At 57.4% G+C, this 25,978-nt stretch carries 20 protein-coding genes and 1 pseudogene; 11 read left to right on the forward strand and 10 right to left on the reverse strand.

Translation table 11 applies throughout. The features are described 5' to 3' along the window. The first annotated feature begins 9 nt into the window (after nt 1–9). The 3 genes from D4100_RS02730 to D4100_RS02740 all read left to right on the forward strand — a co-directional run bounded on the left by D4100_RS02730 (nt 10) and on the right by D4100_RS02740 (nt 2,854). Nucleotides 10–762 carry a maleate cis-trans isomerase family protein gene (locus D4100_RS02730; protein ID WP_065506277.1) on the forward strand — a complete coding sequence of 251 codons (753 nt, stop codon included), beginning with the start codon at nt 10–12 and terminating at the stop codon, nt 760–762. 9 nt (nt 763–771) lie between these two features. After that, nucleotides 772–1,428, forward strand: a complete 657-nt coding sequence (locus tag D4100_RS02735) for an N-carbamoylsarcosine amidohydrolase (RefSeq protein WP_119802978.1) — start codon at nt 772–774, stop codon at nt 1,426–1,428. Nucleotides 1,429–1,546: 118 nt separating this feature from the next. Further along, the gene (locus tag D4100_RS02740; protein WP_013812790.1) at nt 1,547–2,854 is read left to right on the forward strand and encodes an MFS transporter; all 1,308 of its coding nucleotides are present in this window, start codon (nt 1,547–1,549) and stop codon (nt 2,852–2,854) included. A 29-nt stretch (nt 2,855–2,883) separates the two neighbouring features. On the opposite strand, the gene D4100_RS02745 is transcribed toward D4100_RS02740, so the two are convergent. The 5 genes and pseudogenes from D4100_RS02745 to D4100_RS02765 all read right to left on the reverse strand — a co-directional run bounded on the left by D4100_RS02745 (nt 2,884) and on the right by D4100_RS02765 (nt 8,390). Next, complete coding sequence (locus tag D4100_RS02745; RefSeq protein ID WP_420876392.1) at nt 2,884–4,089, reverse strand: serine hydrolase domain-containing protein; 1,206 nt, start codon at nt 4,087–4,089, stop codon at nt 2,884–2,886. A gap of 200 nt (nt 4,090–4,289) precedes the next feature. Then, complete coding sequence (dcp, locus tag D4100_RS02750; RefSeq protein ID WP_119802980.1) at nt 4,290–6,491, reverse strand: peptidyl-dipeptidase Dcp; 2,202 nt, start codon at nt 6,489–6,491, stop codon at nt 4,290–4,292. 240 nt (nt 6,492–6,731) lie between these two features. Then, nucleotides 6,732–7,109 carry a cytochrome c gene (locus D4100_RS02755; RefSeq protein WP_244941628.1) on the reverse strand — a complete coding sequence of 126 codons (378 nt, stop codon included), beginning with the start codon at nt 7,107–7,109 and terminating at the stop codon, nt 6,732–6,734. A 200-nt stretch (nt 7,110–7,309) separates the two neighbouring features. After that, nucleotides 7,310–7,522, reverse strand: a pseudogene (locus D4100_RS02760) (alpha-amylase family glycosyl hydrolase); the annotation flags it as partial. Nucleotides 7,523–7,685: 163 nt separating this feature from the next. Then, nucleotides 7,686–8,390: a GntR family transcriptional regulator gene (locus D4100_RS02765; protein ID WP_065506273.1), complete on the reverse strand. Its 705-nt coding sequence runs from the start codon at nt 8,388–8,390 to the stop codon at nt 7,686–7,688. 302 nt (nt 8,391–8,692) lie between these two features. Here D4100_RS02765 and D4100_RS02770 point away from each other — a divergent pair, with 302 nt between their 5' ends. Together D4100_RS02770 and D4100_RS02775 are read left to right on the forward strand one after the other, a co-directional pair. Beyond that, nucleotides 8,693–10,351: an alpha-glucoside-specific PTS transporter subunit IIBC gene (locus tag D4100_RS02770; RefSeq protein ID WP_065506272.1), complete on the forward strand. Its 1,659-nt coding sequence runs from the start codon at nt 8,693–8,695 to the stop codon at nt 10,349–10,351. After that, nucleotides 10,348–11,673, forward strand: coding sequence for a 6-phospho-alpha-glucosidase (locus D4100_RS02775; protein ID WP_065506271.1), 1,326 nt, complete (start codon nt 10,348–10,350; stop codon nt 11,671–11,673). Before D4100_RS02770 ends, D4100_RS02775 begins: the two co-directional genes overlap by 4 nt. Nucleotides 11,674–11,758: 85 nt before the next feature. On the opposite strand, the gene xdhC is transcribed toward D4100_RS02775, so the two are convergent. From xdhC to D4100_RS02800, 5 genes are all read right to left on the reverse strand, one after another. Further along, nucleotides 11,759–12,526 carry a xanthine dehydrogenase accessory protein XdhC gene (xdhC, locus tag D4100_RS02780; RefSeq protein WP_065506270.1) on the reverse strand — a complete coding sequence of 256 codons (768 nt, stop codon included), beginning with the start codon at nt 12,524–12,526 and terminating at the stop codon, nt 11,759–11,761. Then, nucleotides 12,510–14,912, reverse strand: coding sequence for a xanthine dehydrogenase molybdopterin binding subunit (gene xdhB / locus D4100_RS02785; protein ID WP_119802984.1), 2,403 nt, complete (start codon nt 14,910–14,912; stop codon nt 12,510–12,512). The genes xdhC and xdhB overlap by 17 nt, the downstream gene beginning before the upstream one ends. Next, nucleotides 14,905–16,335 carry a xanthine dehydrogenase small subunit gene (gene xdhA, locus D4100_RS02790; RefSeq protein WP_119802986.1) on the reverse strand — a complete coding sequence of 477 codons (1,431 nt, stop codon included), beginning with the start codon at nt 16,333–16,335 and terminating at the stop codon, nt 14,905–14,907. The genes xdhB and xdhA overlap by 8 nt, the downstream gene beginning before the upstream one ends. Then, nucleotides 16,332–17,663, reverse strand: coding sequence for a guanine deaminase (gene guaD / locus D4100_RS02795; RefSeq protein WP_119802988.1), 1,332 nt, complete (start codon nt 17,661–17,663; stop codon nt 16,332–16,334). Before guaD ends, xdhA begins: the two co-directional genes overlap by 4 nt. A gap of 314 nt (nt 17,664–17,977) precedes the next feature. After that, a complete protein-coding gene (locus D4100_RS02800) occupies nt 17,978–19,150 on the reverse strand; it encodes an ROK family transcriptional regulator (protein WP_065506266.1) in 1,173 nt (390 codons plus the stop codon). A gap of 101 nt (nt 19,151–19,251) precedes the next feature. Between D4100_RS02800 and D4100_RS02805 the strand changes: the two genes are divergently transcribed. The 6 genes from D4100_RS02805 (at nt 19,252) to D4100_RS02830 (ending at nt 25,978) form a co-directional block, all read left to right on the forward strand. Then, on the forward strand, nt 19,252–20,502 hold the full coding sequence (locus D4100_RS02805) for an extracellular solute-binding protein (RefSeq protein ID WP_119802990.1): 1,251 nt from the start codon (nt 19,252–19,254) through the stop codon (nt 20,500–20,502). 9 nt (nt 20,503–20,511) lie between these two features. After that, a complete protein-coding gene (locus tag D4100_RS02810; protein WP_065506264.1) occupies nt 20,512–21,420 on the forward strand; it encodes a carbohydrate ABC transporter permease in 909 nt (302 codons plus the stop codon). After that, complete coding sequence (locus D4100_RS02815; protein WP_065506263.1) at nt 21,410–22,249, forward strand: carbohydrate ABC transporter permease; 840 nt, start codon at nt 21,410–21,412, stop codon at nt 22,247–22,249. The genes D4100_RS02810 and D4100_RS02815 overlap by 11 nt, the downstream gene beginning before the upstream one ends. 21 nt (nt 22,250–22,270) lie before the next feature. Then, on the forward strand, nt 22,271–23,224 hold the full coding sequence (locus D4100_RS02820) for a carbohydrate kinase family protein (RefSeq protein WP_119802992.1): 954 nt from the start codon (nt 22,271–22,273) through the stop codon (nt 23,222–23,224). Next, nucleotides 23,224–24,303: an ABC transporter ATP-binding protein gene (locus D4100_RS02825; RefSeq protein ID WP_065506262.1), complete on the forward strand. Its 1,080-nt coding sequence runs from the start codon at nt 23,224–23,226 to the stop codon at nt 24,301–24,303. Before D4100_RS02820 ends, D4100_RS02825 begins: the two co-directional genes overlap by 1 nt. A gap of 220 nt (nt 24,304–24,523) precedes the next feature. Further along, entirely contained in the window at nt 24,524–25,978 is a 1,455-nt protein-coding gene (locus D4100_RS02830; RefSeq protein ID WP_119802994.1) for an MFS transporter, read from the forward strand.

The raw sequence follows: 25,978 nt of genomic DNA on the forward strand, positions 1-25,978 counted from the left end.
GCATTTTCCATGACCAAAAATTACCGTATCGGCCAGATCGTACCCAGCTCCAACACCACGATGGAAACCGAAATTCCGGCGATGTTGACCGCGCGCCAATTGATCCGCCCGGAGCGTTTTACCTTTCATTCCAGCCGCATGCGCATGAAACATGTGAGCAAGGCAGAACTGGCGGCGATGGACGCCGAATCAGACCGCTGTGCGCTGGAGCTTTCCGACGCGCAGGTCGACGTGCTCGGCTATGCCTGCCTGGTGGCGATCATGTCGATGGGACTTGGGTATCACCGCGAGTCCCAGGCCCGGCTGGCGCAGGTCACTCAAGACAATGCCGCCGCCGCACCGGTGATCAGCAGCGCCGGCGCACTGGTCAGTGGCCTGAAAGTGCTCGGCGCCAAACGCATAGCGCTGGTGGCACCTTACATGAAGCCGCTGACCCAAATGGTGGTGGACTACATCGAACACGAGGGCATTGAGGTCAAGGTGTGGCGCGCGCTGGAGATCCCGGACAACCTGGCGGTGGGCCGTCACGATCCGGCCAAACTGCCGGGAATTGTCGCCGAGATGGATCTGAGCGGCGTAGACGCCATAGTGCTGTCCGCCTGCGTGCAAATGCCGTCTTTACCTGCGGTATCCACCGTCGAGGCGCAAACCGGCAAGCCGGTTCTGACCGCCGCCATCGCCACCACCTACGCCATGCTGACCGCACTGGAGCTGGAGCCGATCGTGCCCGGCGCCGGTGCCCTGCTGTCCGGCGCCTATTAAGGAGGAAAAATGGCATCCGCAGCCGATAACTCTCTCATCGATAACTCTCTCATCGATAACTACAGCGGCGTCTGGGGCAACCGTATCGGCTTCGGCCATCGCCCGGCGCTGCTGGTGATCGACTTCATGCAGGCTTACACCACCGAAGGCGCACCGCTGTTCGCCCCCGGCGTGGTCAGCGCGGTCGACGAAAGCATGGCGCTACTGGCCACCGCACGCCAGGTGAGAATTCCGGTGATCCACACCAATATCCGCTATCATGCGGGGCATTTTGCCGATGGCGGTATCTGGGTGAAAAAAGCGCCGGTGATGAAAGACATGGTCGAGGGTAACCCGTTGGCGGCGTTCTGCCCCCAGGTTGCGCCGTTAGCGGCCGAGGTGGTGTTGGCCAAACAATATGCCAGCGCCTTTTTCGGCACTTCGCTTGCACCGATGTTGGTGGCGCTCGGCATCGATACCCTGCTGCTGGCCGGGTGTTCCACCAGCGGTTGTATTCGCGCCAGCGCGGTTGACGCCGTGCAACACGGATTTCGCACTATCGTGGTACGTGAATGCGTGGGTGACCGCCACGCCGGCCCGCACGAAGCCAACCTGTTCGACATCGACAGCAAATACGGCGACGTAGTGACCAAAAAGGAGACCCTCGATTATCTGAACCGGCTGTAACCCGGAGTTTCACCTGCACGGAGAGCAGAACAATAAAGAAGGCGCGAAAAGCGCCTCAAAAGCAAACACACAACGCTCCTCCTCCGGAGGCCACCATGCACCACCTGGAGATATCATCATGGCCATTGTTGAAACCCCGTTAGCGGGGAAAGCGGGAACAGAATCGCTGCTGTACCGCAAAATCACCTGGAAGCTGATCCCGTTTCTCTGCCTGTGTTATCTGGCCGCTTACCTTGACCGCATTAACGTCGGGCTGGCCAAGTTGCAGATGGCCGATCAACTGCAACTGAGCGAAGCCGCCTTTGGGCTGGGCGCCGGGCTGTTTTTTGTCGGTTATATCCTGTTTGAAGTGCCGAGCAACCTGATCCTGCAACGCGTCGGCGCCAAGGTGTGGATTGCCCGCATCATGATCACCTGGGGCCTGCTTTCCGCCGGTACCCTGTTCGTCACCACACCGAATCAGTTTTACGCCATCCGTTTTTTGCTGGGCGTGGCGGAAGCCGGCTTCCTGCCCGGCGTGCTCTATTATCTGACGTTATGGTTCCCCACCTATCGGCGTGGCCGCATCATAGCGCTGTTCATGATCGGCCTGCCGCTGTCGAGCGTGGTCGGCGGCCCGCTCTCCGGCTGGATCATGGGGCATTTCGATATGCGCCACGGGCTGCATGGCTGGCAATGGCTGTTCTTGCTGGAGGGCATTCCCAGCGTGCTGCTGGGCGTACTCACCTTCTGGGTGCTGCCCAATAATTATCGGCAGGCAAAATGGTTAACCGAGGACGAGAAAAAACGCATTGAGCAGGATCTGGCGCATGACGATGCCGAAGCCGGCCACAGCAAGCACAGTTTCCGCGACGGTTTCTTTAACCTCAAGGTGTGGATGTTGGGCGGCATTGATTTCTCTATCCTGCTCAGCGCCTATGCGATGGGGTTCTGGATGCCGACCTTTATCAAAACTGCCGGGGTCACCGACATCACCACCATCGGCATGTTGACCGCACTGCCGAGCGTCGCCGCCCTGCTGGGCATGCTGCTGATTGGCACCAGTTCCGACCGCATGCGCGAGCGACGCTGGCACATCATAGTGCCGTTTATCGTCGGCGCGATGGCGATGGCCGGCAGCACCTTCTTCACCCATAACGTGATCGCCACGGTGCTGTTGTTCTCCATCGCCCAGGCGGCGATCATCGGCGCGGTACCGGTATTCTTCAGCCTGCCGGCCACTTTTTTGCGCGGTACGGCGGCGGCAACCGGCTTTGCGCTGGCCTGCTCGCTGGCGAATATCGCCGGGCTGGTGAGTAATTCGCTGATGGGTTTGGCACTGGATCTGACCGGCAAAAGCGGCGGTGCGCTGTGGGCCTTTGCCGGTTGTCTGCTGCTCAGTTCGCTGCTGGTGATCGCGCTGCCGGCCAAGGTGGTTAATCGCTGAGAGGACGGGCTCCGTGTACGGAGCCCGGCTTATTGACAGGTAAAATGCCTGTCCGCAGCTTCACCCATGCGCTGCAACAAACGGTGGCCGATATTATTGGTCCAGTTAAAGCTGTTTTGCAGAACCACCACCGCCGTCTTATGGCGCAAATCCAGGCCGATATAGCTGGAGTAGCCGCCGATAAATCCTACCTGATAGGTAATTTGCTGGGTACCTACGTCATCCACTACCCAGGCGATGGCTGCCGCCTCTTTGCTGCGTGCAAAACGTACGGTCAGCGAGTCTTTCAGCGCTTTGTCCAACGCCGCCGACCCGGTAGGCTCAAAATGCGCCCGCGCATAACGCAGTAAATCGTCTGCATCGGTATAGAGCCCGGCGGCACCGATCATATAGGAAGAAAAACGCCAGTCAGGCACCGGCTGCCCACGGCGGATAAACTTGGGCTGATCGCCGGCATGGCCAATGGCGCGTTGCGGGTAGCCGGGCAACTGCTGCGCATCGTAGCGGGTATGGGTCAACCCCAGCGGCTGGAGGATGTTTTCCGTGGTCAAGCGATCCACCGTTTTGCCGGTACGCCTTTGCAAGATGTAATCGAGCAGCGCATAACCCAGGTTGGAATAACGTGGCTCTTCCACTGTTGGCGCATCGAAATGCGCCAGATAATCGAGAAATTTTGGCGTATCCAGCGAACGATAGAAATTATCGCCGGTAAACAGGTAACGTGCGAAGGCACCGAGCATATCCGGCGTCATCATCTGCCGCGGCAGGCCCGAAGTATGGGTCACCAATTGCAGCAAGGTGATTTTTGCCGCATCCGGGCTGAGCGGCGTACCTGCCGGCAACAGCGTCGCCAGCGTATCGTTCCAATGCAGCACGCCTTTGTTGACCAGCACCACCGTCACTTCGGCAATAAACCCTTTGCTGACCGACCCCACGGCAAACAGCGTGTTGCCGTTCATCGGGTAGCCCTGCCGCGTATCGGTTACGCCGTAGCCGAAGGTCTGCGCTTGCCCGTTCGGGGTAAGGATCCCCACTACCAGCCCCGGCGTTTGATGGCCGTCAATCATCGGCCGCGCCAGGCTGTCGACTTCAGCCTGCAGATCGCCGCTGCATGCCAAACGCCGGCTTTCCAGCGGCGAAGCATCGGTCGGCATGCGCGACAGCGAACCACAGGCGGAGATCAGCAAAGGGATGCCAAGGGAGACACAGCATTTGAGGGGTATTTTTATCTTCATTGCTCACAGGCCAACATTAACCGGCGCATGATAAACCATTGCACCGGCAATGCCTCAACTTTCTGCCGGCGTTTTTAGCGGCCCGCTCAACAGTGGCTACCGGGCAGTACCGCTTATCCCCTCGGAACCATCAAGCTGCCAATATAAAACAGGGGCACAATCTCTTGCGCCCCTGTTCGCCGTACAGACATCGCAATGGTTTATTCGTCTTTCAGCCCGCGGTTAATCAACATCGGCTCGATGCTGGGCTCTTTGCCGCGCCAGTCAACGTACAGTTTTTCCAGATCCTGGCTGTTACCACGCGACAGCACCATGTCGCGGAAGCGCTGGCCGTTCTCCGCCGTCAGGCCGCCGTGCTCGGTGAACCACTGGAAGGCATCATCCGCCAGCATTTCTGTCCACAGATAGGCGTAGTAACCGGCGGCATAGCCGTTGCCCCAGATATGCTTGAAGTAGCTGGAGCGATAACGCGGCGGCACGTAGCTGAGATCGATTTTATCCTTCAGCAGCGATTCGGCTTCGAACTTGTCCACATCCTGCTGCGGCTGATCCGCGCTCAGCATGTGCCAGTGCATGTCCAGCAGCGCGGCAGACAGCAGCTCGGTCATGTCATAACCTTTGTTGAACTTGTCGGCTTTCTTGATTTTGTCGACCAGTTCCTGCGGCATGGCTTCGCCGGTTTTGTAGTGTTTGGCGAAGTGCGCAAAGACTTTGGGATCGCTGGCCCAGTGTTCGTTGAACTGTGAGGGGAACTCGACAAAGTCGCGCGCGGTATTGGTGCCGGACAGGCTTGGATACTCCTGATCGGCAAACATGCCGTGCAGCGCATGACCAAACTCGTGGAACATGGTGATCACGTCATCGTACGACAGCAGCGCAGGCTGGCCCGGTGCCGGTTTGGTGAAGTTGGCGACGTTGTAAATCACCGGTTTGGTGCCTTTCAGCTTCGACTGTTCGACAAAGTTGCTCATCCAGGCGCCGCCGCCCTTGTTGTCGCGCTTAAAGAAGTCGGTATAGAACAGCGCCAGCGATTTGCCGTCTTTATCGAATACTTCATACACGCGCACGTCCGGCTGGTAGACCGGGATGTCCTTGCGCTCTTTAAAACTGATGCCGTACAGCAGGTTGGCGGCATAGAACACGCCATTGTTCAGCACGTTATCCAGTTCGAAGTAAGGTTTGATCTGCGACTCATCCAGATCGTATTTCGCCTTGCGGACCTGCTCGGCGTAGAACTGCCAGTCCCAGGCTTCAACCTTGAAATCGCCTTTTTGCTGATCGATCACCGCCTGAATGTCTTTGGCTTCGCGTTCGGCGCGCGCGGTGGCCGCCGGAACGATATTGCGCATAAAGCTCAGCGCCGCATCCGGGGTTTTGGCCATCTGGTTTTGCAGTTTCCAGGCGGCATAGTTCGGGAAGCCCAGCAGTTTGGCCTGTTCGGCACGCACTTTAGCCAGCCGCGCGATGGTCTGGCGGGTGTCGTTACCGTCGCCCTTTTCCGCCCGGTTCCACGAAGCGTCAAACAGTGCCTTGCGGGTATCCCTGTCTTTCAGGCTCTGCAATTCCGGCTGCTGGGTGGTGTTTTGCAACACCAGCAGCCACTGTTTGTCCAGCTTGCGCTCGCCGGCAGCCTGAGCCGCCGCAGCCAGTTCGCTTTCCGACAGGCCGTCCAGCTTGCCTTTGTCGGCGATCGCCAGCGCGCCGTCTTTGGTCGCCGCCAGCAGTTTGTTGGAGAACTGGGTGCTCAGCGTCGCCGCTTCCTGATTCAGTGCTTTCAGCCTGGTTTTATCGGCATCGGACAGGTTGGCCCCCGCCAGCTCGAAGTTCTTGTAAGTCACTTCCACCAGGCGGCGCGATTCCGCATCCAGCTTCAGCGCATCGCGCTGCTGATAAATCGCCTTGATGCGCGCGAACAGCTTGCTGTTAAGCATGATGGCGTCATCCAGCGCCGCAAGTTTCGGCGAACTTTCCTCATCCAGCTTTTGCAATGCGTCGCTGGTATTGGCCGAGGTCATGGCGCCAAACACGTTCATCACCCGGGTCAGCAGCGCGCCGGCCTGTTCCAGAGCCACAAAGGTATTTTTAAAATCGGGCTTGGCCGGGTTGTTGGCGATCTTCTCCACCTCCTCCAGCTTTTGCTTGATGCCGGCGTCGATCGCCGGGGCGTAGTCGCTTTCTTTGATCAGATTGAACGGCGGCGCCTGGAATGGCAGACGGCTCTGATAGAAGAACGGGTTCTCGTTCTTTTTGTTCTCGTGCTGGTTGGCTTCACCGGTCACGTTAGCCTCCTTAGCCTGGCCGCTTGGCAACGCGCTATGACTCGCGTGCGGGTTGGTTTCTGCTGCCTGTGCCTGCGAGCCCAGCGCCATGCCGATCGCCAGCACCAATGTAGATAAACGCATCAAATCGAAACTCCTCCATGTTCACGGAATAGAGAGCACGGGGACCCCAGTCCCCAGGCCACATCCTAGCTTAGGCGCAGTTGGCAGTTTGAGCAAAAACAAGTGATTAGAATGGCGTATGCCCTTACAGGACACCGCGCTGCCGACGGCAGCCTGTGACGCTATCTGAAGGATTCAGTCATAACAGGTAACCACTCTGAAAGGGTTATTCGATTTGTGTACCTGCCTCTCATCTCCACATCATCGACTTTTTGAAATCACGCCACTCATGTATTGATTCAAATCGCGCAGATCCTGAATCCGCCAAGAGAATGGCGGTAGCTTTACCCCATTCTCTCGCAAAGTTTTGGGAATCAAGTCTCCATTCGGACGAAGTATTATCGATGAAACAATAACGCCCGGATAATCATTGAGCCGTTCTTTGAACGCAGGGGTTGTAAGATCAGGTGTAGGCGGATTGCTTTTACCCGCCAATGGCCCCGTGCCTTTGAGATCTGTTCCGTGGCACTGAGTACATCTCTGTAAGTAGATGTTTTTCCCATTGATATTATCCGCGAAGGAGAGTGATACCTGAATTAACGATAAAACGCCTAGCGAAGCGATGAGCAATACTTTCATTTCCATATGGCCTTGTTATATGAATCAGATCTGAATCAAGGGTAAACCCCGGCGGTACCACTGCAACACTCAATTCTCACGATAACATTTGAACCGGGATTGTTCATTAGCAACGCGCTCGCGCCCACGAGAGGTTGTCTGGCTCGCCGGCATTGCCCATCCTCCCTCAAATCCCGGTCTTCGTGATCCAAGGGTACGCCAAAGATTTGTAGGTAGTATTGATTGGTCTTTTCATCTTTTTGCCACGCCGAGCCACCAAAGAATGAGGGGTAATTGTTTGGCGCCAGCCCTTCTTTAGCATCTTTCCAGAAGTAATAGCCGCGATAAGGATTATCCTTACTGCTTTTACTTTTAACAAACCATTCGTTTTGATCGCTTGTGTGGTTGATTACTACATCAATCATCAACCGCATCCGTATTGGCTCAGGGACTACGAACGCTCTAAAACACTATTAATTTACGATAATAAAAAACATTTTCATATTGTCTTGCGTGGAATTCCGTTGAGCAACGTAATGATTAGATTGGAAATTATTGCAATTACCACATGGTGGATATGCGGCCCCTCTTCGACCGCTATTTATGCCTCTTCAAATGGTAGTCCACGTGGTATTCATTGGCATTTCTGAATATCACCGAATAGTTGATGTAGTCCCCGGTATCACTGTAGGAAAGCGATGTCAGGCGCAGCAACGGCGTACCTTCGGCAACGTGCAGTAGAGCGCCGATCGTGCTGTCTGCCAAGATCGGGCTGAAGCTTTCGTAATTCCCTGCGATATTGATATGGCATTCGTCTTCTATATACGAAAACTTTGAACCCTCCAGATGTGCGACTGAGAGGTTGCCAAATAACCTGCCTGGCATGTAACTATCTTCCAGCACCACAGGTTTCCCTTCCACGAACCTTATGCGACGCGAATAGTAAATGCGTTCATCGGCCTTGATTCGCAACTGGCTGGCGATGGCTGGGGGGGCTCCCATCATTCGAAACTCCAGCACTTCGCTCACCGTGGGGCGGCCCAGTTCTTTCATCAGTTCCGAAAAACCCATCAGCCCGCGAGTTTCATGTTGGAGATCTTTCTGCGCGACGAAGGTTCCGCTGCCGTGACAGCGACGTACCAGTCCCCATTCAATCAGTAAATTTACCGCTTTGCGTAGTGTCATCCTCGATACAGAAAATTCGGCAGCCAGACGTTTCTCACTGGGTAAGGCATCGCCGATAGCAAAATCAGCAGAATTGATACGTATTCTCAGACGTTCAGCAAGCGTTTTGTAGATCACTTGAAGACCTCTTTTTCCCTAAATGAATCCTGATAACCGCGCAACAAAAAGAGGTTACCGCACTGTAAAACCTGAAATTTATTTGGCTATTCCCCTGGCTACTTTTTCCTTGATCACTTTAATGTATACAAATCGCCATAAAAGTAGACCACTTCACCCAGGGAGAAAACATGCGTGCGATCACAAAATGATTAATAGTTTTGCGACCTTTTTTTTCAAAGTCCCTACTCTTTGAATGGAAAATAAAATCAGTTAAAACGAAATAATAAAAAATCTGACCCGGAAAAACATGAGGAGTATTTATGCTCAGTCAAATTCAACGTTTTGGTGGTGCGATGTTTACACCGGTGTTGCTGTTTCCGTTTGCGGGAATGGTGGTAGGCATTGCAATCATGCTGCAGAATCCTATGTTTCTCGGGGATTCACTCACTGCACCCGGCAGTCTTTTTGCGCAAATTGTTCATATTATAGAAGAAGGCGGTTGGACCGTTTTCCGCAACATGCCGCTGATTTTCGCGGTCGGCCTGCCCATCGGGCTGGCGAAACATGCACAAGGTCGCGCCTGCCTGGCGGCACTGGTTAGCTTTATGACCTGGAATTATTTAATTAACGCAATGGGATTAACCTGGGGAGATTATTTTGGCATTAACTTTAACGTTGATCCCGGAGGACAAAGTGGACTGACGATGATCGCCGGAATTAAAACTATCGATACCAGTATTATTGGCGCAATTATAATTTCAGGTATCGTCACCTCAATACACAACCATTTATTTGATAAACAACTTCCTGTATTCCTCGGTATTTTTCAGGGCAGCTCCTTCGTGGTCATCGTCGGATTTCTGTTGATGATCCCTTGCGCGTGGCTGACGCTGCTGGTGTGGCCGAAAGTGCAGGCCGGCATCCTCTCGATGCAACACTTTATGTTGATATCTGGTTCTCTCGGCGTATGGGTGTATACCTTCCTGGAACGCATACTGATCCCTACCGGATTGCATCACTTCATCTATGGCCCGTTTATCTTCGGTCCGGCAGCTGTCGAAGGCGGAATTCAGGTTTACTGGGCAGAGCACTTGCAGGTATTCAGCGAGAGCACGGAGCCGCTGAAAGTCTTATTCCCGCAAGGCGGATTCGCGCTGCAAGGTAACTCGAAAGTTTTCGGATCGGTCGGTATTGCGATGGCGATCTACGCCACTGCCGCACCGGAAAATCGCGTCAAGGTGGCAGGGCTGTTGATCCCGGCGACGCTGACCGCCTTACTTGTCGGTATTACCGAACCCCTTGAGTTCACCTTTCTCTTCATCTCGCCACTGCTGTTTGCCATACATGCGTTACTTGCCGCCACGGTGGCGACGCTGATGTACATGGCCGGCGTGGTCGGCAACATGGGCAGTGGGCTACTGGACCAGTTCCTGCCGCAAAACTGGATCCCGATGTATCACAATCACGCCTCGATGATGTTCACCCAGATTGCTATCGGGCTGGTATTCACCGGCATCTGGTTCCTGGTATTCCGTACTCTGATCCTGCGTCTTAACCTGAAAACACCGGGGCGTGAAGATAGCGAAATCAAACTCTACAGCAAAGCTGACTATCAGGCGCAAAAAAATCCGGCGGGCCGCACCAGCGGCATCCCGGCCCCCTCTTCAGCACAAGCCCAGGCAGTGGGTTATCTACATGCACTCGGCGGCAACGGCAATATTGTCAACCTCAACAACTGCGCGACGCGGCTGCGTATCACGCTCGGCGACATGACGCTGACGCAGAGTGACGACATCTTCAAAGCCTTGGGCGCGCATGGGGTGGTACGGCGCGGCAACGGCATTCAGATCATCGTGGGCCTGCACGTTCCTCAGGTTAGGGAGCAGATAGAAACGCTGATGAAGCAAGATGCTTTCACACCATCATCCATATCCGGGGCGAGTTCCCCGACAAAAACATCCGTTACGGAGGCAGTATGAAGAAGAAATTCTCAGTAGTCGTGGCCGGCGGCGGCAGCACATTTACACCTGGTATCGTATTGATGTTACTGGCGAATCTGGAAAGATTCCCGCTGCGTTCCATCAAGTTTTATGACAACGATGGCGCACGTCAGGAAATTGTGGCCGAAGCGTGCAAGGTGATCCTCAAAGAACAGGCGCCGGAAATTGAATTCGGCTATACCACGGATCCGAAAACGGCCTTTAGTGATGTCGATTTTGTCATGGCGCATATCCGTGTCGGTAAATATCCGATGCGCGAAAAAGACGAAAAAATCCCACTGCGTCATGGTGTCGTAGGACAGGAAACTTGTGGACCTGGCGGTATCGCTTACGGTATGCGCTCCATTGGCGGCGTACTGGAAATCGTCGATTACATGGAGAAATACTCCCCGGACGCCTGGATGCTGAATTACTCGAATCCGGCCGCAATCGTGGCAGAAGCGACGCGCCGTTTGCGCCCTCGCTCCAGGATCCTCAACATCTGCGATATGCCGATCGGCATTGAAGGACGCATGGCGCAGATTGTCGGGCTGAAATCGCGTAAAGAAATGCAGGTGCGTTATTACGGACTGAATCACTTTGGCTGGTGGACGTCGATTGAAGATATGAAGGGTAACGATCTGATGCCCAAAATCCGCGAACATGTGGCTAAACACGGCTATGTACCGCCAACCGACGAGCCGGGTGTTGAGGCCAGTTGGAATGATACATTCGCCAAAGCGAAAGATGTCTGGGCGTTAGATCCGTCTACGTTCCCGAACACCTATCTGAAATATTACCTGTTCCCGGACTATGTCGTTGCCCATTCCAATCCGGAACATACCCGCGCCAATGAGGTGATGGAGCACCGAGAAAAACACGTTTTCAGTTCCTGCGCTGCGATTACCAAGGCGGGGAAATCTTCCGCCGGCGAACTGGAGATTGATGAACACGCGTCTTACATCGTTGACCTGGCAACCGCCATCGCATTCAACACCCAGGAAAGAATGTTGCTGATTGTGCCGAATCAGGGTGCCATCAACAATTTTGATCCGGAAGCGATGGTTGAAATTCCGTGTCTCGTCGGTAGCAACGGGCCGGAACCGCTGACGGTCGGCAAGATCCCGTTGTTCCAGCAGGGGTTGATGAGCCAGCAGGTGGCGGTTGAAAAACTGGTGGTCGAAGCCTGGATTGAGAAGTCCTATCTGAAACTGTGGCAGGCGATAACGCTCTCGAAAACCGTGCCGAGTGCTTCTGTCGCTAAAGCCATTCTGGACGATTTGCTCGAAGCCAATAAAGACTATTGGCCAGAACTGAAGTGATTTGACGATTCTTACATGTGGCGGCGCAACCTTCGGGGGGCGCCCACACAATTTTCGAAAACAAACCTCCGCGATTTTAGCCCCGCTACCCCCTCCCGTAACAAGCAATAATCTCCCCGGCCACCGCTACCGCGATCTCCGCAGGCAGTTTGCCTTTGACGTCGGGCAAGCCCAGCGGGCAACGCATGGCGGCAATAGCCTGTTCGCTGATGCCGCGTTGGCCAAGTTTGTATTCGAAGCGTTTACGCTTGGTCAGTGAACCAATAAGGCCGAAATAACCGACATCGCCACGGCGTAGAATGCGCTCCGCCAGCGCCAGATCCAGTGCGTGATCGTGGGTCATCACGATGAAATAACTGCCTGGCGGCATGGCATCGACGATCTCCAGCGGCTCATCGCAAATCTCTTGCTGCACTCCCGGCGGTATCGCTGCGGGAAACTCCGCCGCACGGCCATCAACCCAACGCACCCGACAGGGTAAGGTGGCGAGAATGTTCACCAGCGCACGGCCCACGTGCCCGGCGCCGAACAGCGCGATTTGCGGGCGCGGCGGGATCAAGGGCTCGAACAACACGCTGGTGGTTCCGCCGCAACACTGGCCCAGCCGCGCCGCCAGCGGGAAACGCTCCAGCCGCAGGGTCGCCTCGCCCTGTTGCAACATCTCACGCGCAATCGCCAGCGCCTGGAACTCCAGGTGGCCGCCGCCGATGGTATTGACCGCCCGTTCGGCGGTCACCAGCATTTTGGTGCCGCGGTTGCGCGGCGTGGAACCCAGTTCGTCTACCAGCGTCACCAGCACGCAGGGCTCGCCGCGCCTGCGCAGTTCCGCCAGCACCTCAATCCATTCGTCCATCGCCGTTCTCCCGCGTCAACTCAGTGACAATGTCACTGGATAGCATCTGTTGTACGCCCCACAGCACCCGTTCCGGCGTGGCCGGCGCGTCGATGTTGGGCTGCAGGCGGTAATCCGCCAGGCTGGCGACCGCGTCCTTGATCGCGCACCAAACCGAGATCCCCAGCATAAACGGCGGCTCGCCCACCGCTTTGGAATGGAACACCGTATCTTCCGGGTTTTTGCGGTTCTCCAGCAGCGTAACGCGCAGATCGGCGGGCACATCGCCAATCGCCGGAATTTTGTAGCTGGCCGGACCGTTGGTCAGCAGCTTGCCCTGCTCATCCCACACCAGTTCTTCGCTGGTCAGCCAACCCATGCCCTGCACAAAGCCACCCTCAACCTGGCCGATGTCGATAGCCGGGTTCAGCGAGTCGCCCACGTCGTGCAGAATATCGGCGCGCAGCAGTTTGTACTCGCCGGTCAGGGTGTCGATCAACACCTCCGAGCAGGCCGCGCCGTAAGCAAAGTAATAGAACGGGTGGCCGCAGGCCTTGTCGCGATCGTAGAAAATTTTCGGCGTGCGGTAATAGCCGGTGCTGGCGAGCGAAACCTGATTGAAATACGCCTGCTCGATCACCTGCTCGAAGCTGAAATAACGCTCGCCCACTCTGACCTGGCCGTTGTTGAAGGCAATTTGCCCGGCGCTGACCTGATGCTGTTTGGAAAGCATGTCGATCAGCCGCTGTTTAATGATTAGCGCCGCATTCTCCGCCGCCTTGCCGTTCAAATCGGTACCGGATGAGGCTGCCGTCGGTGACGTGTTCGGCACCTTGCCGGTATCGGTGGCGGTGATCTGAATGCGTTCAATATCCACCTGGAACACTTCGGCGACTATCTGCGCCACCTTGGTGTTCAGCCCCTGACCCATCTCGGTGCCGCCGTGGTTGAGCTGAATGCTGCCGTCGGTGTAAACCAGCACCAGCGCGCCGGCCTGGTTGAGGAAGCTGGCGGTAAAGGAGATGCCGAACTTCACCGGCGTCAGCGCCAGCCCTTTCTTCAGAATCGGGTTCTCGGCGTTGAAACGACGGATAGCCTCGCGCCGTGCCTGATAATCCGCGCTGTGTTCCAGTTCGGCGGTAATTTCCTGCAACAGGTTCTGCTCCACCGGTTGGTAATAGTGGGTGATGTTGCGTTGGTCCTTGCCGTAATAATTGGTCTTGCGTACCGCCAGCGGATCGAGCGCCAGATAGCGCGCAATATGATCCATGATCTGCTCAATCGCCATCATGCCCTGCGGCCCGCCAAAGCCACGATAGGCGGTATTGGACGCGATATGGGTTTTGCAGCGGTGACCGGTAATCAACACATCTTGCAGAAAATAAGCGTTATCGGCGTGGAACATGGCGCGATCAACGATAGATCCGGAGAGATCGAGCGAATAGCCGCAGTTGCCGGCCAGGTCGATCTTGATTCCGTTCAGCAGCCCGCCGTCGTCAAAGCCAACGTCATAGTGAATATAAAATGGGTGCCGTTTGCCGGTGATCAGCATATCGTCGCGGCGGTTGAGACGCATTTTGACCGGCCGCCCGGTCAGGTGCGCCACCACCGCACACAGGCACGCCGGGCCGGCAGCCTGGGTTTCCTTGCCGCCGAAGCCGCCGCCCATGCGGCGCATGTCGAGGGTGATCTTGTGCATCGGCAGATTGAGCACCGAGGCCACCAGTTTCTGGATTTCGGTCGGGTTCTGGGTGGAGGAGTACACCAGCATGCCGCCGTCCTCGGCGGGCATCACTGACGCTATCTGGGTCTCCAGATAAAAATGCTCCTGGCCGCCGACGTGCAACTCGCCCTGAATACGGTGCAGAGCCCGCGCCAACGCGCCGTCGGCGTCGCCGCGCCGATGATGGTGCGCCTCCTGCACCACAAAGCCTTCGTGCAGCGATTGCGTCACGTCCAGCCGTACCGGCAGATCCTGATACTCCACCTTTACCGCCTGCGCCGCTCGCCAGGCAATCTCCGGGTCTTCTGCCGCCACCACCGCAATCACCTGCCCAACGTACTCGACCTTCTCCTTCGCCAGCAGTGGATCGCCGTAAGTCAGGGGCGCAATATCCAGCTCGCCCGGCACGTCCTGCCAGGTGATCACCCGCACCACGCCGGGGAAAGCGTAACAGGCTGACAAATCCAGCTTGACGATGCGCGCATGCGCCCGCTCGCTCAGCTTCGCCGCCAAATGCAGCTGGTTTGGGAACTCCAGCCGATCGTCAATGTATTGCGCTTCGCCACTGACGTGTTTGTCGGCGCTTTCATGTTTGCGGCTACGGCCTGCCCCGGTGGTTAACGGCTGGCGGAAACGTTCGGCCAGCTGTTCCTGCGTCGCTTCAATGCGTTTGTTATTACTCATGGGCCGTCACCTCGATCGCCAGTTGCGGCGCAGTCAGCGCAATGAAATAGCGACGCAGCAGGTTTTGCGCCACCAGCAGGCGATAACCGCTGCTGGCGCGGAAATCGCTGAGCGGCGTAAAGTCCTGCGCCAACGCCTGCACTGCACGTTCAACCGTGGCGCGTCGCCAGGGCTGCCCCACCAGTTGTTGCTCGCACAATAAGGCGCGTTTTGGCGTCGCAGCCATGCCGCCAAATGCCAGCCGGGCACTGCGAATAATGCCCTGTTCGATCTTCAGGTTAAAAGCGCCGCACACCGCCGAAATATCGTCCTCCAGCCGTTTGGAGACTTTCCAGGCGCGGAAATCCGCCGGAGCTACGGCTGGCAGCACGATACTTTCGATAAACTCCCCCGGTTGCAGCGCGGTCTGGCGATATCCCAGGAAGAAATCGTTCAATGGCAACTCACGCCGCACATCGCCGCAACGCAGGTTCAGCATCGCATCCAGCGCCAACAGCATGGGTGCGCCGTCGCCAATCGGCGAGGCATTGGCGATATTGCCCCCCAGGGTGCCCTGGTTGCGGATCTGCTGCGAGGCAAAACGCGCCAATAACTCGCCGAAGGCCGGGTGATATTTTTCCAGCAGCGGATACAGATCGCTCAACGTCGCGCCTGCACCGATCGTCAACCGTTCGCCCTGCCAACTGACTTGCTTCAACGCCTCAATCTGCCCAATGGCGATTAACAGCGGCAAATCCTGGTGACGCTGGGTGACTTCCAGTGCCAGATCGGTGCCGCCGGCCAACAGCCTGGCCTGCGGGTGTTGTCGGTACAACGCTGCCAGTTCGTCGATCGTTTGTGGCATCAGGCAGCGTTTGCCCGCCGCTGCCAGCGGAGTCGCGGCGTGGATGGCTTGCAGGCGCTGCAAAGTTTGCTGTTGCCCGCGATCGAAACTGTCCTCGCCCTTGATGCCGCAGGCCTGCTGCGCCGCCGCCAGAATCGGCCGGTAGCCGGTACAGCGACACAGGTTGCCCGCCAGCGCCTGCTGCGCCTGTTCACGCTGATACTCCCCGCCGTTTTTTTGCAGGCAGAACATCGACATCACAAACCCCGGCGTGCAAAAACCGCACTGCGAGCCGTGGCAATCGACCATCGCCTGCTGCACGCTGTGCAATTGGCCATTGTGTTTCAAATCCTCCACCGTGATCAGCTGTTTGCCGTGCAGCGCGCTGACGAACGTCAGGCAGGCGTTAACGCTGCGGTAACGCAACTGCCCGTCTTCCGGTTCCGCCAACACCACGGTGCAGGCGCCGCAGTCACCGGAAGCGCAACCTTCTTTGGTACCGCAGCGGCCAAGGTTACGGCGCAGATAATTCAGTACCGTGGTGTTGGGGTCGAGCGCGCTTTCACTTTTCAACGTTTGATTAAGCAAGAACTGGATCATGCTGCCTCCTGGTGCGCGGCCATGCGGTAAACCACTTTGCCATCAACGTAGGTGCGATAAACGTTGCGATCGTCCCCCAGCGTCATCAGCAAGAACAGCTGGTCAGCCAGTTCGCGGCTGTTTTCATGACGCAGCTTCTGCAGCGGTGACACCGCCGGATCAAGGACCACAAAATCCGCTTCTTTACCGACGGCGAAGTTGCCGATTTTGTCATCCAGCGCCAACGCGCGCGCACCGCCCAAGGTAGCGTGATAGAAGGCTTCGCAGGCGGAAAGTTTATAGCGCTGCAACTGGCCGACCTTGTAAGCCTCGCCCAGCGTTTGCAGCATATTGAAGGTGGTGCCAGCGCCGACATCGGTGCCGATGCCCAACTTCACCTGCTTCTGCCAGGCTTTTTGCAGGTTGAACAGCCCGCTGCCGAGGAACAGGTTGGAGGTCGGGCAGAAAGCGATCGCCGAACCGGTCTGGCACAGGCAATCCCATTCTTGTTCTTCCAGATGCAGACAGTGGGCGAATACGCTTTTCTCGCCGGTCAGGCCGTACTGATGATACACATCCAGATAGCTGTTGCTCTCCGGGAACAGCGCTTTCACCCAGGCCACTTCATCCAGATTTTCGCTCAGGTGGGTATGCAGCCAGGCGTCCGGAAACTCTTCGCGCAGCCGCTGCACCTGCGCCAACAGCGCCGGGGTGCTGGTGGGTGCGAAACGCGGCGTTATCGCATAGCCCAGACGTTGTTTGCCGTTCCAGCGCTCGATCAGCTCTCGCGTTTGCCGGTAACTTTGCTCCGGGGTTTCCAGCAATTCGTCCGGTGCGTGGCGGTCCATCATCACCTTGCCGGCGATCAGGCGCATGTTCAGCGCCGCCGCCTGGCTGAACAGCGCTTCAACCGATTGCGGATGTACCGTGCCAAACACCAGCGCCGTCGTGGTGCCGTTACTTAACAGCTGTTGCAGGAAGAACGCCGACATCTTGCCGGCGTGCCGTTCGCAGCAGAACTGGCTTTCGGTCGGGAAAGTGTAATGCTTCAACCACGCCAGCAGTTGATCGCCATAGGCACCGATCATTTCGGTTTGCGGATAGTGAATATGGGTGTCGATAAACCCCGGTACGATCAGCTTGTCGCGATAATGCGTCACCTCAAAACCCGGCGGCAGCAGCGGCTCGCCCTGCTGCCAACTGCCGAACCAGACAATGGCGCCTTCGTTTAGCAACAGTAATCCGTCGGGAATATGCCGCAATTGCTCATTCAACTGCTGCGGATTTTCCACGCAGGCAGCGATATCGAAAAAGTTGCCACGAATAGCCGTGGTGAATTGCATGCTCATTTTGCCGTTCCTTTTCTACCGACCCACGTATCACCCCCCGTTGAGTGAGCTCAATCCGGTGGAATATGTCGGTCTTTTTATCGTTTGCAGATGTTGATTTAAGGATAGCAAGCAGCGTGCCAGTTGGTTTTTTATTAAAAAATAACGTTTAAAAACAATGTCATAAAAGAAATTTTCGGAATTACCCGAGAAAGTAAAAATAATTAAAAAGCAAGCAAACGGTTGCCTGGAAAATAGCAACCGTTTGCTTGCCTGGGCTAATTAAACCGATGCACCAACATCGAGCAAGAATATAAATCGAGAAAATTAAGTGGCTATTTCAATAACACTTCATAACGTGGGTTAAACTCGTCGAACAACGGCAGCGCCGCCGCCCCCAATGCTGCGGTATCCGCGCCGGTAGTACCCAGCCGCACGCGCAGACCATCGAGGTATTTGCTGCGTACCGAACGGTGCAAGGGCGCCAATCGTTTGATCAACTGTTCCACAATGCTTTCCGGCATCAACCCGCCAATAATCACCGCTTCGGCATCGAACATGCACTCGATGATGTTGATTGCCTGGCGCAGCGCAGGCACCGCAGAATCCAGCCAGAGGTCGATCTGCGCCTGCGGCAATGCCGGCAGATCCTGCGGCATGGCGCGCATCGGATCCAGACCGCAGCTTTCGTACGCCGCCTGCAAGGAGACGTAGCGCTCAAGGCAACCCTGATTGCCGCAATAACAGGCACGCCCACCCGGTTGCACAATCATGTGGCCTATTTCACCGGCATTGTGCGCGTGGCCGGTATAAATGCGCCCGTCAGTGAAGATCCCCGCCCCGAGGCCGGTGCCGAGATACAGATAAATAAACGAATTGAGCTGCCTGGCGACGCCGTGCAAACGTTCACCGATGGCGGCGACGGTGGCGTCGTTCTCCAGCGTCACCGGCAGGCCGCTTTGCGCGTTAAGTTCAGCCACTACATCGATATTTTCCCAGCCGTTGAGCGTGGTCGGCCCGACGGAGGAGATCCCTTCCACGCCAAACGGCCCCGGCATCACCACACCGATGCCCAGCATTTTTGCCCAGACCATCTCCGGTTGTTGGCGCATTTCTTGCAGTACATCACAAATCAGTTTCAAGGTCGCAGCAGGCTGCGGCTTTTGCACCATAATCAGCCGATGGAAACGAACGCTCCCTGACAGATCAACGACGATGATCAGAAGCGTCTGGTGATCCAGATGGATGCCGATGGAATATGCACTGTCCGGGTTCAGGGTCAACGGCGTCGCCGGTTGGCCTCTTCCTCCGGCACGGCGCGGCAGGTGCGAGGAGAGAATGCCGGCCTGCTCCAGCTCTGTCGCGATGTTTGAAACGGTTTGCGGCGTCAGTGAGGTCAGCCGGGCTATTTCGGCACGAGTCAGTTCGCCGTGCAGACGTATCGCCTCTATCACTACGCGCCGGTTGTGTGCACGAGCATGTTCAAGGTTAGTGCCGGATGTCGTCATAACTGCCTATGCAGAAAGGGAAATCGGTGTTTGCAGTATGGTGCCCTCCATTAAAGCAATCAAATTGATTTAAGAATCTTTTTAACACCGGAGAACGCACAATGAAAAGCCCTACCCATGCCGCCAAGGCCGCCTGTACCCTGTCTGCCCTGGCGTTTTGCATCTCAAGCGCCTTTGCTGCACCTACGCAAATCAACGCGCTGTTTATGACCCAGGCGGCTTATAGCGAAAACGATATCCGCGCCATGACCGCCGATTTCACCCGACAGCACCCGGATATCACCGTTAATCTGGAGTTCGTCCCTTACGAAGCGCTGCACGATAAAATCGTCGCGGCGCGCGGTGCAGGCAGCAACGGCTACGACGTGGTGCTGTTCGACGCCATCTGGCCGGCTGAATTCGTTAAGTTCGGCCTGTTGCAAGATGTCACCTCGCGCATCAGTGCCGACGACAGCGGCAAGATTTTCGACGGTGCCATGACCACCGTCACTTATAAAGACAAACGTTGGGGAATGCCGTGGATCCTCGACACCAAATACCTGTATTACAACAAAGCCATGCTGGCCAAGGCCGGCATCAGCGCTCCGCCGAAAACCTGGCAGGAGCTGGCGCAGCAGGCAGAAATCCTGAAGCAGAAAAACGTGGTCAAATATCCGCTGGTGTGGAGCTGGTCGCAGGCCGAGGCGCTGGTTTGCGACTACACCACGCTGGTGTCCGCCTTCAAGGGCCAGTTCTTCCAGCAGGGGAAAATCAACTTCTCCAGCCCTGGCTCGTTGCAGGCCGCCGGCTACATGAAAGACTCGCTGGACAAGGGGCTGACCAACCCGAACTCACGCGAATATCTGGAAGAGGACGTGCGTAAAGCCTTCTCTAACGGCGACGCCGCCTTTGCGCTCAACTGGACCTATATGTACAACATGGCCAACGATCCGAAGCAGAGCAAAGTGGCCGGCGATGTCGGCATAGTGCCGGCACCGGGATCGGTTGAAGGACAGGTTTCCGCCGTCAACGGATCGATGGGCCTCGGCATCGCCAAGGCCAGCGCCCATCCCGATCAAGCCTGGCAGTACATCAGCTACATGACCTCCCAGCCGGTGCAGGATAAGTACGCCAAACTGAGCCTGCCGATCTGGAAATCCTCCTACGACGACCCGGCGGTACAAAAAGACCAGCAACCCTTGATCGCCGCCGCCAAACAATCACTGAACGTGATGCTGTCGCGCCCTGAAACCGCCGATTACTCACGGCTTTCCAATGGGTTGCAGCAGGATCTGCAGCAGATCCTGCAAGGCAAGGTGACGCCGCAAGCGGGCCTGGACGCTGCCACCAAAAGCGCTGCGCGGCTACGTTAAGGGATGACGATGCTCACTTTACCCCAACGTGAGCGGCGTCAGGCATGGGTGCTGCTGGCACCCATGCTGCTGATGATGCTGCTGTTAACCGCCTGGCCACTGGGCCGCACCCTGTGGCTGAGCTTTACCGACGCCGCATTGGTCGGTGACGGCGTAACGCCGGCCTGGGTCGGCGTCGATAACTTTCTGTATGCCCTGACCGACCCGGATTTCCAGGCTGCGCTGTGGCGTACGTTGTATTTCACCGTGGTTTCGGTGGCGTTCGAAGGGGTGATTGGCGTGTTGGTGGCGCTGTTGCTTAACCAGCAATTTCACGGCCGCAACCTGCTGCGGGTGTTGGTGATTTTGCCCTGGGCGCTGCCAACCATCGTCAATGCGACCCTGTGGCGGCTGAACTTCAATCCGGATTACGGCAGCATCAATGCGCTGCTGACCCAGCTTGGGGTCATTGACCATTACCGCAGTTGGCTGGGCGATCCCGCCTCGGCGCTGAACGCGGTGATGCTGGCGGATATCTGGAAAAACTATCCGCTGATTACCCTGCTGACGCTGGCGGCACTGCAATCTATCCCGGAGGATCTGTACGAGGCGGCCAGGCTGGACGGTGCCTCAGCCTGGCGGCGATTCCGGGCCATCACCCTGCCCGCCATTCTGGCACCGCTGGCGGTGGCGCTGGTGTTACGCACCATCGACGCTTTCAAGGTGTTCGACATCATTTACGTGATGACCCGCGGCGGGCCAATGGACAGCACCAAGACCCTCAGCTTCTTCGTTTACCAGGAATCGTTCAGCTACCTGCGTGCCGGCAGCGGCGCCGCCTACGCGGTGCTGATGACCCTGCTGTGCGGCCTGCTGATCGCACTCTACATGCTGATGCTGTTCCGCCAGCGCCGAAGGAGCCTCGCCGATGAAACGTAAAATCCGCCTGATACTGCGCTACGGCGCCGCGCTGCTGCTGGCGCTGTCTATCCTCGCGCCGATGCTGTGGCTGTTCTTGATGAGCGTCAGTTCCTCCGCCGATCTGACCCGCATACCGCTGGAATGGCTGCCGCGCCGTTGGGACTTTTCGCGCTACGGCAGTTTATTGTCGTTGCAGGCCGGCCAGCCTGGAGCGCTGTTCCTGCACGCGCTGTTCAACAGCCTGCTGGTAGCCTGCGGTGCCACGCTGTTTTCGCTGCTGCTGGCGATCCCGGCGGCGTTCAGCTTTTCACGCTATCCGGGTCGCGACGGCTGGTTGTTCGCCAGCCTGGCGATTTACATGGTACCGCCGGTGGCCTTCGTACTGCCGCTGTACTTTATTCTGCAACAGCTGGCGCTGCTGAACACCCATATCGGCCTGGCGCTGGTCTACTGCTCGCTGATCCTGCCGTTCCTCACCTGGATGCTGAAAAATCAGTTCGACGCCCTGCCGATCGATATCGAACAGGCCGCGCGGCTGGATGGGCTGCGTCAGTGGCAGGTGCTGCTGCGCATTACGCTGCCGCTGGCAAAACCCGCGTTGGGAGCCTCGGCGCTGTTCGGCTGGTTGCTGGCCTGGGACGAATTTTTCTATGCGCTGCTGTTTACCAACAATATTCAGGCACAGACGCTGCCGGTGACCATCGCCGGTTTCACCGCCGGGCGCGCCACCGATGACGGTTTGATCGCCGCCGTCGGTATTTTGGCCGCCATACCGCCACTCTTTATTGCCATTTGGCTGCAAAAAACGCTGGTCAGCGGCTTAACCAGCGGCGGCAGCAAGGGCTGACTTAAAAGGGAAAAAATTGACATGATGAATACCAACACCAGACCCACCCTGTACGTGGTCGGTAATATCAACGTCGACGTGATCATGAGCACCCTGCACCAGTGGCCGCAGAAAGGCACCGAGGCGATGCTGGATCACAGCGAGCTGCGCCCCGGCGGCTCGGCCGGCAACTGTGCGCTGGCTTTGGCGGCGCTGGAGACGCCTTATCGGCTGGTGGCCAATCAGGGCAACGACTATTTCAGCCCCTGGCTGGCGCAGCTGTTCCCGGAAAGTTCGCTGTATTGGCCGACCTACAGCTGCGAAACCTCGCTGACCTTCGGCGTGACGCACCCCGACAACGAGCGCACCTTTTTCAGCAATCAAGGGCATATTACCCGCCTGAGCCAGGACGACGTGCTGCACCAGATCCCGCTGTTCGCCGGCAACGGCGACACCGTGCTGTTATGCGGTACCTTCCTGTGCAGCACCTTGCTGGTAGATTACCCGGCGCTGTTGCAAACCCTGCGCCAGCGCGGCTACCGCATTGCGGTGGATACCGGCTGGCCACCGCAGGGTTGGAGCGACGCGCTGCGCGGGCAGATCGCCGACTGGTTGCCGTTCTGCGACATTCTGCTGCTGAATGAAGTGGAGACCTGCGGCATGGCGGGCCATGAAGATCTGTACACCGCCGCCCGCACCCTGAACCGCCAACAACCGGCCGATGCCGCCTGCGTGGTGAAATGCGGCCCGGACGGCGCACGCATGTGGTGCGGCGAACGGCTGCTGCAGGCAGCGGCGCACCCGATCAAGGTGGTCGACACCATCGGCGCCGGCGACAGTTTCAATGCCGGGTTCCTGACCGCCTGCCTGCACGGCCATTCGGCCACGGTGGCGTTGCGCTGGGGCATTCGCGCCGCCAGCCACGCCATCAGCAGCTCGCCGCGCCAATATCTGGACTGGAACACCCTGAAAACCTGCGCCGGAGAGATGATCTGATGGCAAGCGTAGAACTGGTGAAAGTCGCCAAATATTATGGCAAGCAGCGGGTGCTTAACCCGCTGGATCTGATCATTCCCGACGGCAGTTTTACCGTGCTGGTCGGCCCCTCCGGTTGCGGCAAATCCACGTTGCTGCGGTTGCTGGCCGGGCTGGATACGCTATCCGATGGCGCTATCCTGCTGGATAAAAAGAAGATTAACGATCTGGACCCCGCCGATCGCGATATCGCCATGGTGTTCCAGAGCTATGCGCTCTATCCGCACCTGACGGTGGAGGAAAACATGGCGTTTCATATGCAGGTCATGAAGGTCAGCAAAAGCGAGCAGCAGAGCAAAGTACAGCAGGCGGCGCGCATTCTGGCGATCGATCACCTGTTGCAGCGCTATCCGAAAGAGCTGTCCGGCGGTCAGCGCCAGCGGGTGGCGATGGGCCGTGCCATGGTGCGCAATCCGAAGGTCTTTCTGTTCGATGAGCCGTTGTCCAACCTCGATGCCCAGTTGCGCATGGAGCTGCGCGCCGAGATTAAATCGCTGCATCAGCAGTTCAAAACCACCACGGTGTACGTCACTCACGATCAGATTGAGGCGATGACGCTGGCCGATCAAATCGTGGTGATGAAAGACGGCAATATCGTGCAACAGGGCCGGCCACTGGAGATCTACGACGCGCCCGCCAACACCTTTGTGGCACGCTTTATCGGTTCGCCTCCGATGAACCTGTTGGACGGCATCGTCACGCCGCGCGGCGATCGCCCCGGCGTAACCTGCGGTGAGCTGTGGTTGCCGCTGCCCGATAAATGGCGGCAGGCGGTGCCGGGCAGTAAAGTGATCCTCGGGTTGCGCCCGCACGATTTCCTGCTGGTGGATGTCAGCGAGCAGCCGCCCGCCCAGCTTCGGCTGATGGAGATCACCGGTGACGTCAGTCTGCTGCACCTGACCTGGGGCGGTTATCGGTTGCATGTGCAGTTCAGCGGCAGAATCAACGCCGAAAACGGCCAGCCGTTGTGGCTGGCGCCCAACATCGACGCGATCCACCTGTTCGACGCCGCCAGCGGCCAGCGATTGAGCGAAAGTTGAGTAGTGATTGCCGGTGACTTCTGCCTGAAAAATCGGCCGAAACAGGCTGTTCCCCCTCTGCGAGCGCAGATCGCTGCGCTCGCTAATCATCACCCGCTTAACCTCTTTTTAACCTGTGTACGATGCGCTATGCTCGAAAACTCGTCCGGATTAAATTTTTTGAAACGGAGTTTCTTGTCATGCCTGCATTCTGTCTGTGCTCTGCCCGGCGCGCTTTGCCATGAGCTGGTTTTCACGTGCCAGCGCGCTGCCGTTATTGGTGGCCGGCGCCTTCTTTATGGAAAACCTCGATGGTACGGTGATTGTTACCGCGATGCCGCAGATGGCAGCCGCTTTTGGCGTGCGAGCGGTGGACATGAACATCGGTATTTCCGCCTATATTCTGACGCTGACGGTGTTTATTCCCGCCAGCGGCTGGATCGCCAACCGCTTCGGCGCGCGCAATGTCTTTGCCGCTGCGGTAGTGATTTTTACCCTGGCCTCGGTGCTGTGTGCCGCCAGCGTTAATCTGCCCACTTTCACCGCCGCCCGCATTTTGCAAGGCTTTGGCGGCGCGCTGATGGTGCCGGTCGGCCGACTGGTGGTGCTGCGCAATACCGCCAAACCGGACCTGATAAAAGCCATCGCCACCATTACCTGGCCGGGGCTGGTGGCGCCGATCCTCGGCCCGCCGGTCGGCGGTTTTATTACCACCTACGCGTCATGGCACTGGATTTTTCTTCTCAATGTACCGCTGGGCGTCGCCGCGCTGTGGCTGGCCTGGCGGTTGATCCCACAGGAAGCGCCGCAAAAAGGCGTGCCGTTTGACGCCACCGGCTTCATGCTGACCGGCATCGCCTGTTTTGGCCTGATATTCGGCCTGGACTTGATCAACCACCCGCAGCTCTCCTGGCTGGTGCCGGTACTGTGCATCCTCGGTAGCCTGGCGCTGGGCGCGCTGGCGGTGCGCCACGCCAAACGCGCCGCACACCCGTTGATCAATCTGTGGGCAATGCGAATAAAAAGTTACGCCGTCACCATTTGGGGTGGCGCCTTGTTCCGCATCGCCATTGGCGCCGTGCCCTTTTTGCTGCCGCTGCTGTTCCAGATCGGTTTTGGCCTCAACGCCTTCGACGCCGGGTTGCTGGTACTGGCGGTGTTTGCCGGTAATTTGGCGATGAAGCCTTTTACCTCTGCCATACTCTACCGTTTCCGCTTTCGCACCACGCTGGTAGTAAATGGGCTGCTGAACGCCGCCACCATTTTTGCCTGCGCGTTGTTGACGCCGCAGACCCCGACCTGGCTGATCGTGGCGTTGTTGTTCGTCAGCGGGTTGACGCGTTCCATGCAGTTCACCGCGCTGAATACGCTGGCATTTTCCGAAGTGCCGCAGCCGCAGATGAGCGGTGCCAATACCCTGTTCACTGTGTCGCAGCAAATGGGCAGTGGCCTGGGCATCGCCATCGGTGCGTTGGCGCTGCGGTTGGCGGAAATGCTGATACCGCAGTCGCCCGATCGCCTGCCGCTGGTCGATTTCCAGTTGGCGTTTGGGGTTATCGGCGTCATCGCCCTGCTGGCGGTGGTAGACAGCTTGACGTTGAATCCCGAGGCCGGCAGCGAAGTTCGCCGGAAAAAATCCCCTTCGTCTGCTCCGACCGGCGCTGACGAATCCACGGCAACCAAGGCAAGGAGTTAA

The sequence above is a fragment of the Serratia inhibens genome, assembly GCF_003591175.1.
In the GTDB taxonomy this organism is placed as follows: Bacteria; Pseudomonadota; Gammaproteobacteria; order Enterobacterales; family Enterobacteriaceae; genus Serratia; species Serratia inhibens.

What these genes read in the sequence shown, in the direction of transcription:
- D4100_RS02730 (WP_065506277.1), top strand. Translation starts at nt 10, where the DNA reads ATGACCAAAAATTACCGTATCGGCCAGATCGTACCCAGCTCCAACACC.
- D4100_RS02735 (WP_119802978.1), top strand. Translation starts at nt 772, where the DNA reads ATGGCATCCGCAGCCGATAACTCTCTCATCGATAACTCTCTCATCGAT.
- D4100_RS02740 (WP_013812790.1), top strand. Translation starts at nt 1,547, where the DNA reads ATGGCCATTGTTGAAACCCCGTTAGCGGGGAAAGCGGGAACAGAATCG.
- D4100_RS02745 (WP_420876392.1), bottom strand. Translation starts at nt 4,089, where the DNA reads ATGAAGATAAAAATACCCCTCAAATGCTGTGTCTCCCTTGGCATCCCT.
- dcp (WP_119802980.1), bottom strand. Translation starts at nt 6,491, where the DNA reads ATGCGTTTATCTACATTGGTGCTGGCGATCGGCATGGCGCTGGGCTCG.
- D4100_RS02755 (WP_244941628.1), bottom strand. Translation starts at nt 7,109, where the DNA reads ATGAAAGTATTGCTCATCGCTTCGCTAGGCGTTTTATCGTTAATTCAG.
- D4100_RS02770 (WP_065506272.1), top strand. Translation starts at nt 8,693, where the DNA reads ATGCTCAGTCAAATTCAACGTTTTGGTGGTGCGATGTTTACACCGGTG.
- D4100_RS02775 (WP_065506271.1), top strand. Translation starts at nt 10,348, where the DNA reads ATGAAGAAGAAATTCTCAGTAGTCGTGGCCGGCGGCGGCAGCACATTT.
- xdhC (WP_065506270.1), bottom strand. Translation starts at nt 12,526, where the DNA reads ATGGACGAATGGATTGAGGTGCTGGCGGAACTGCGCAGGCGCGGCGAG.
- xdhB (WP_119802984.1), bottom strand. Translation starts at nt 14,912, where the DNA reads ATGAGTAATAACAAACGCATTGAAGCGACGCAGGAACAGCTGGCCGAA.
- xdhA (WP_119802986.1), bottom strand. Translation starts at nt 16,335, where the DNA reads ATGATCCAGTTCTTGCTTAATCAAACGTTGAAAAGTGAAAGCGCGCTC.
- guaD (WP_119802988.1), bottom strand. Translation starts at nt 17,663, where the DNA reads ATGAGCATGCAATTCACCACGGCTATTCGTGGCAACTTTTTCGATATC.
- D4100_RS02800 (WP_065506266.1), bottom strand. Translation starts at nt 19,150, where the DNA reads ATGACGACATCCGGCACTAACCTTGAACATGCTCGTGCACACAACCGG.
- D4100_RS02805 (WP_119802990.1), top strand. Translation starts at nt 19,252, where the DNA reads ATGAAAAGCCCTACCCATGCCGCCAAGGCCGCCTGTACCCTGTCTGCC.
- D4100_RS02810 (WP_065506264.1), top strand. Translation starts at nt 20,512, where the DNA reads ATGCTCACTTTACCCCAACGTGAGCGGCGTCAGGCATGGGTGCTGCTG.
- D4100_RS02815 (WP_065506263.1), top strand. Translation starts at nt 21,410, where the DNA reads ATGAAACGTAAAATCCGCCTGATACTGCGCTACGGCGCCGCGCTGCTG.
- D4100_RS02820 (WP_119802992.1), top strand. Translation starts at nt 22,271, where the DNA reads ATGATGAATACCAACACCAGACCCACCCTGTACGTGGTCGGTAATATC.
- D4100_RS02825 (WP_065506262.1), top strand. Translation starts at nt 23,224, where the DNA reads ATGGCAAGCGTAGAACTGGTGAAAGTCGCCAAATATTATGGCAAGCAG.
- D4100_RS02830 (WP_119802994.1), top strand. Translation starts at nt 24,524, where the DNA reads ATGAGCTGGTTTTCACGTGCCAGCGCGCTGCCGTTATTGGTGGCCGGC.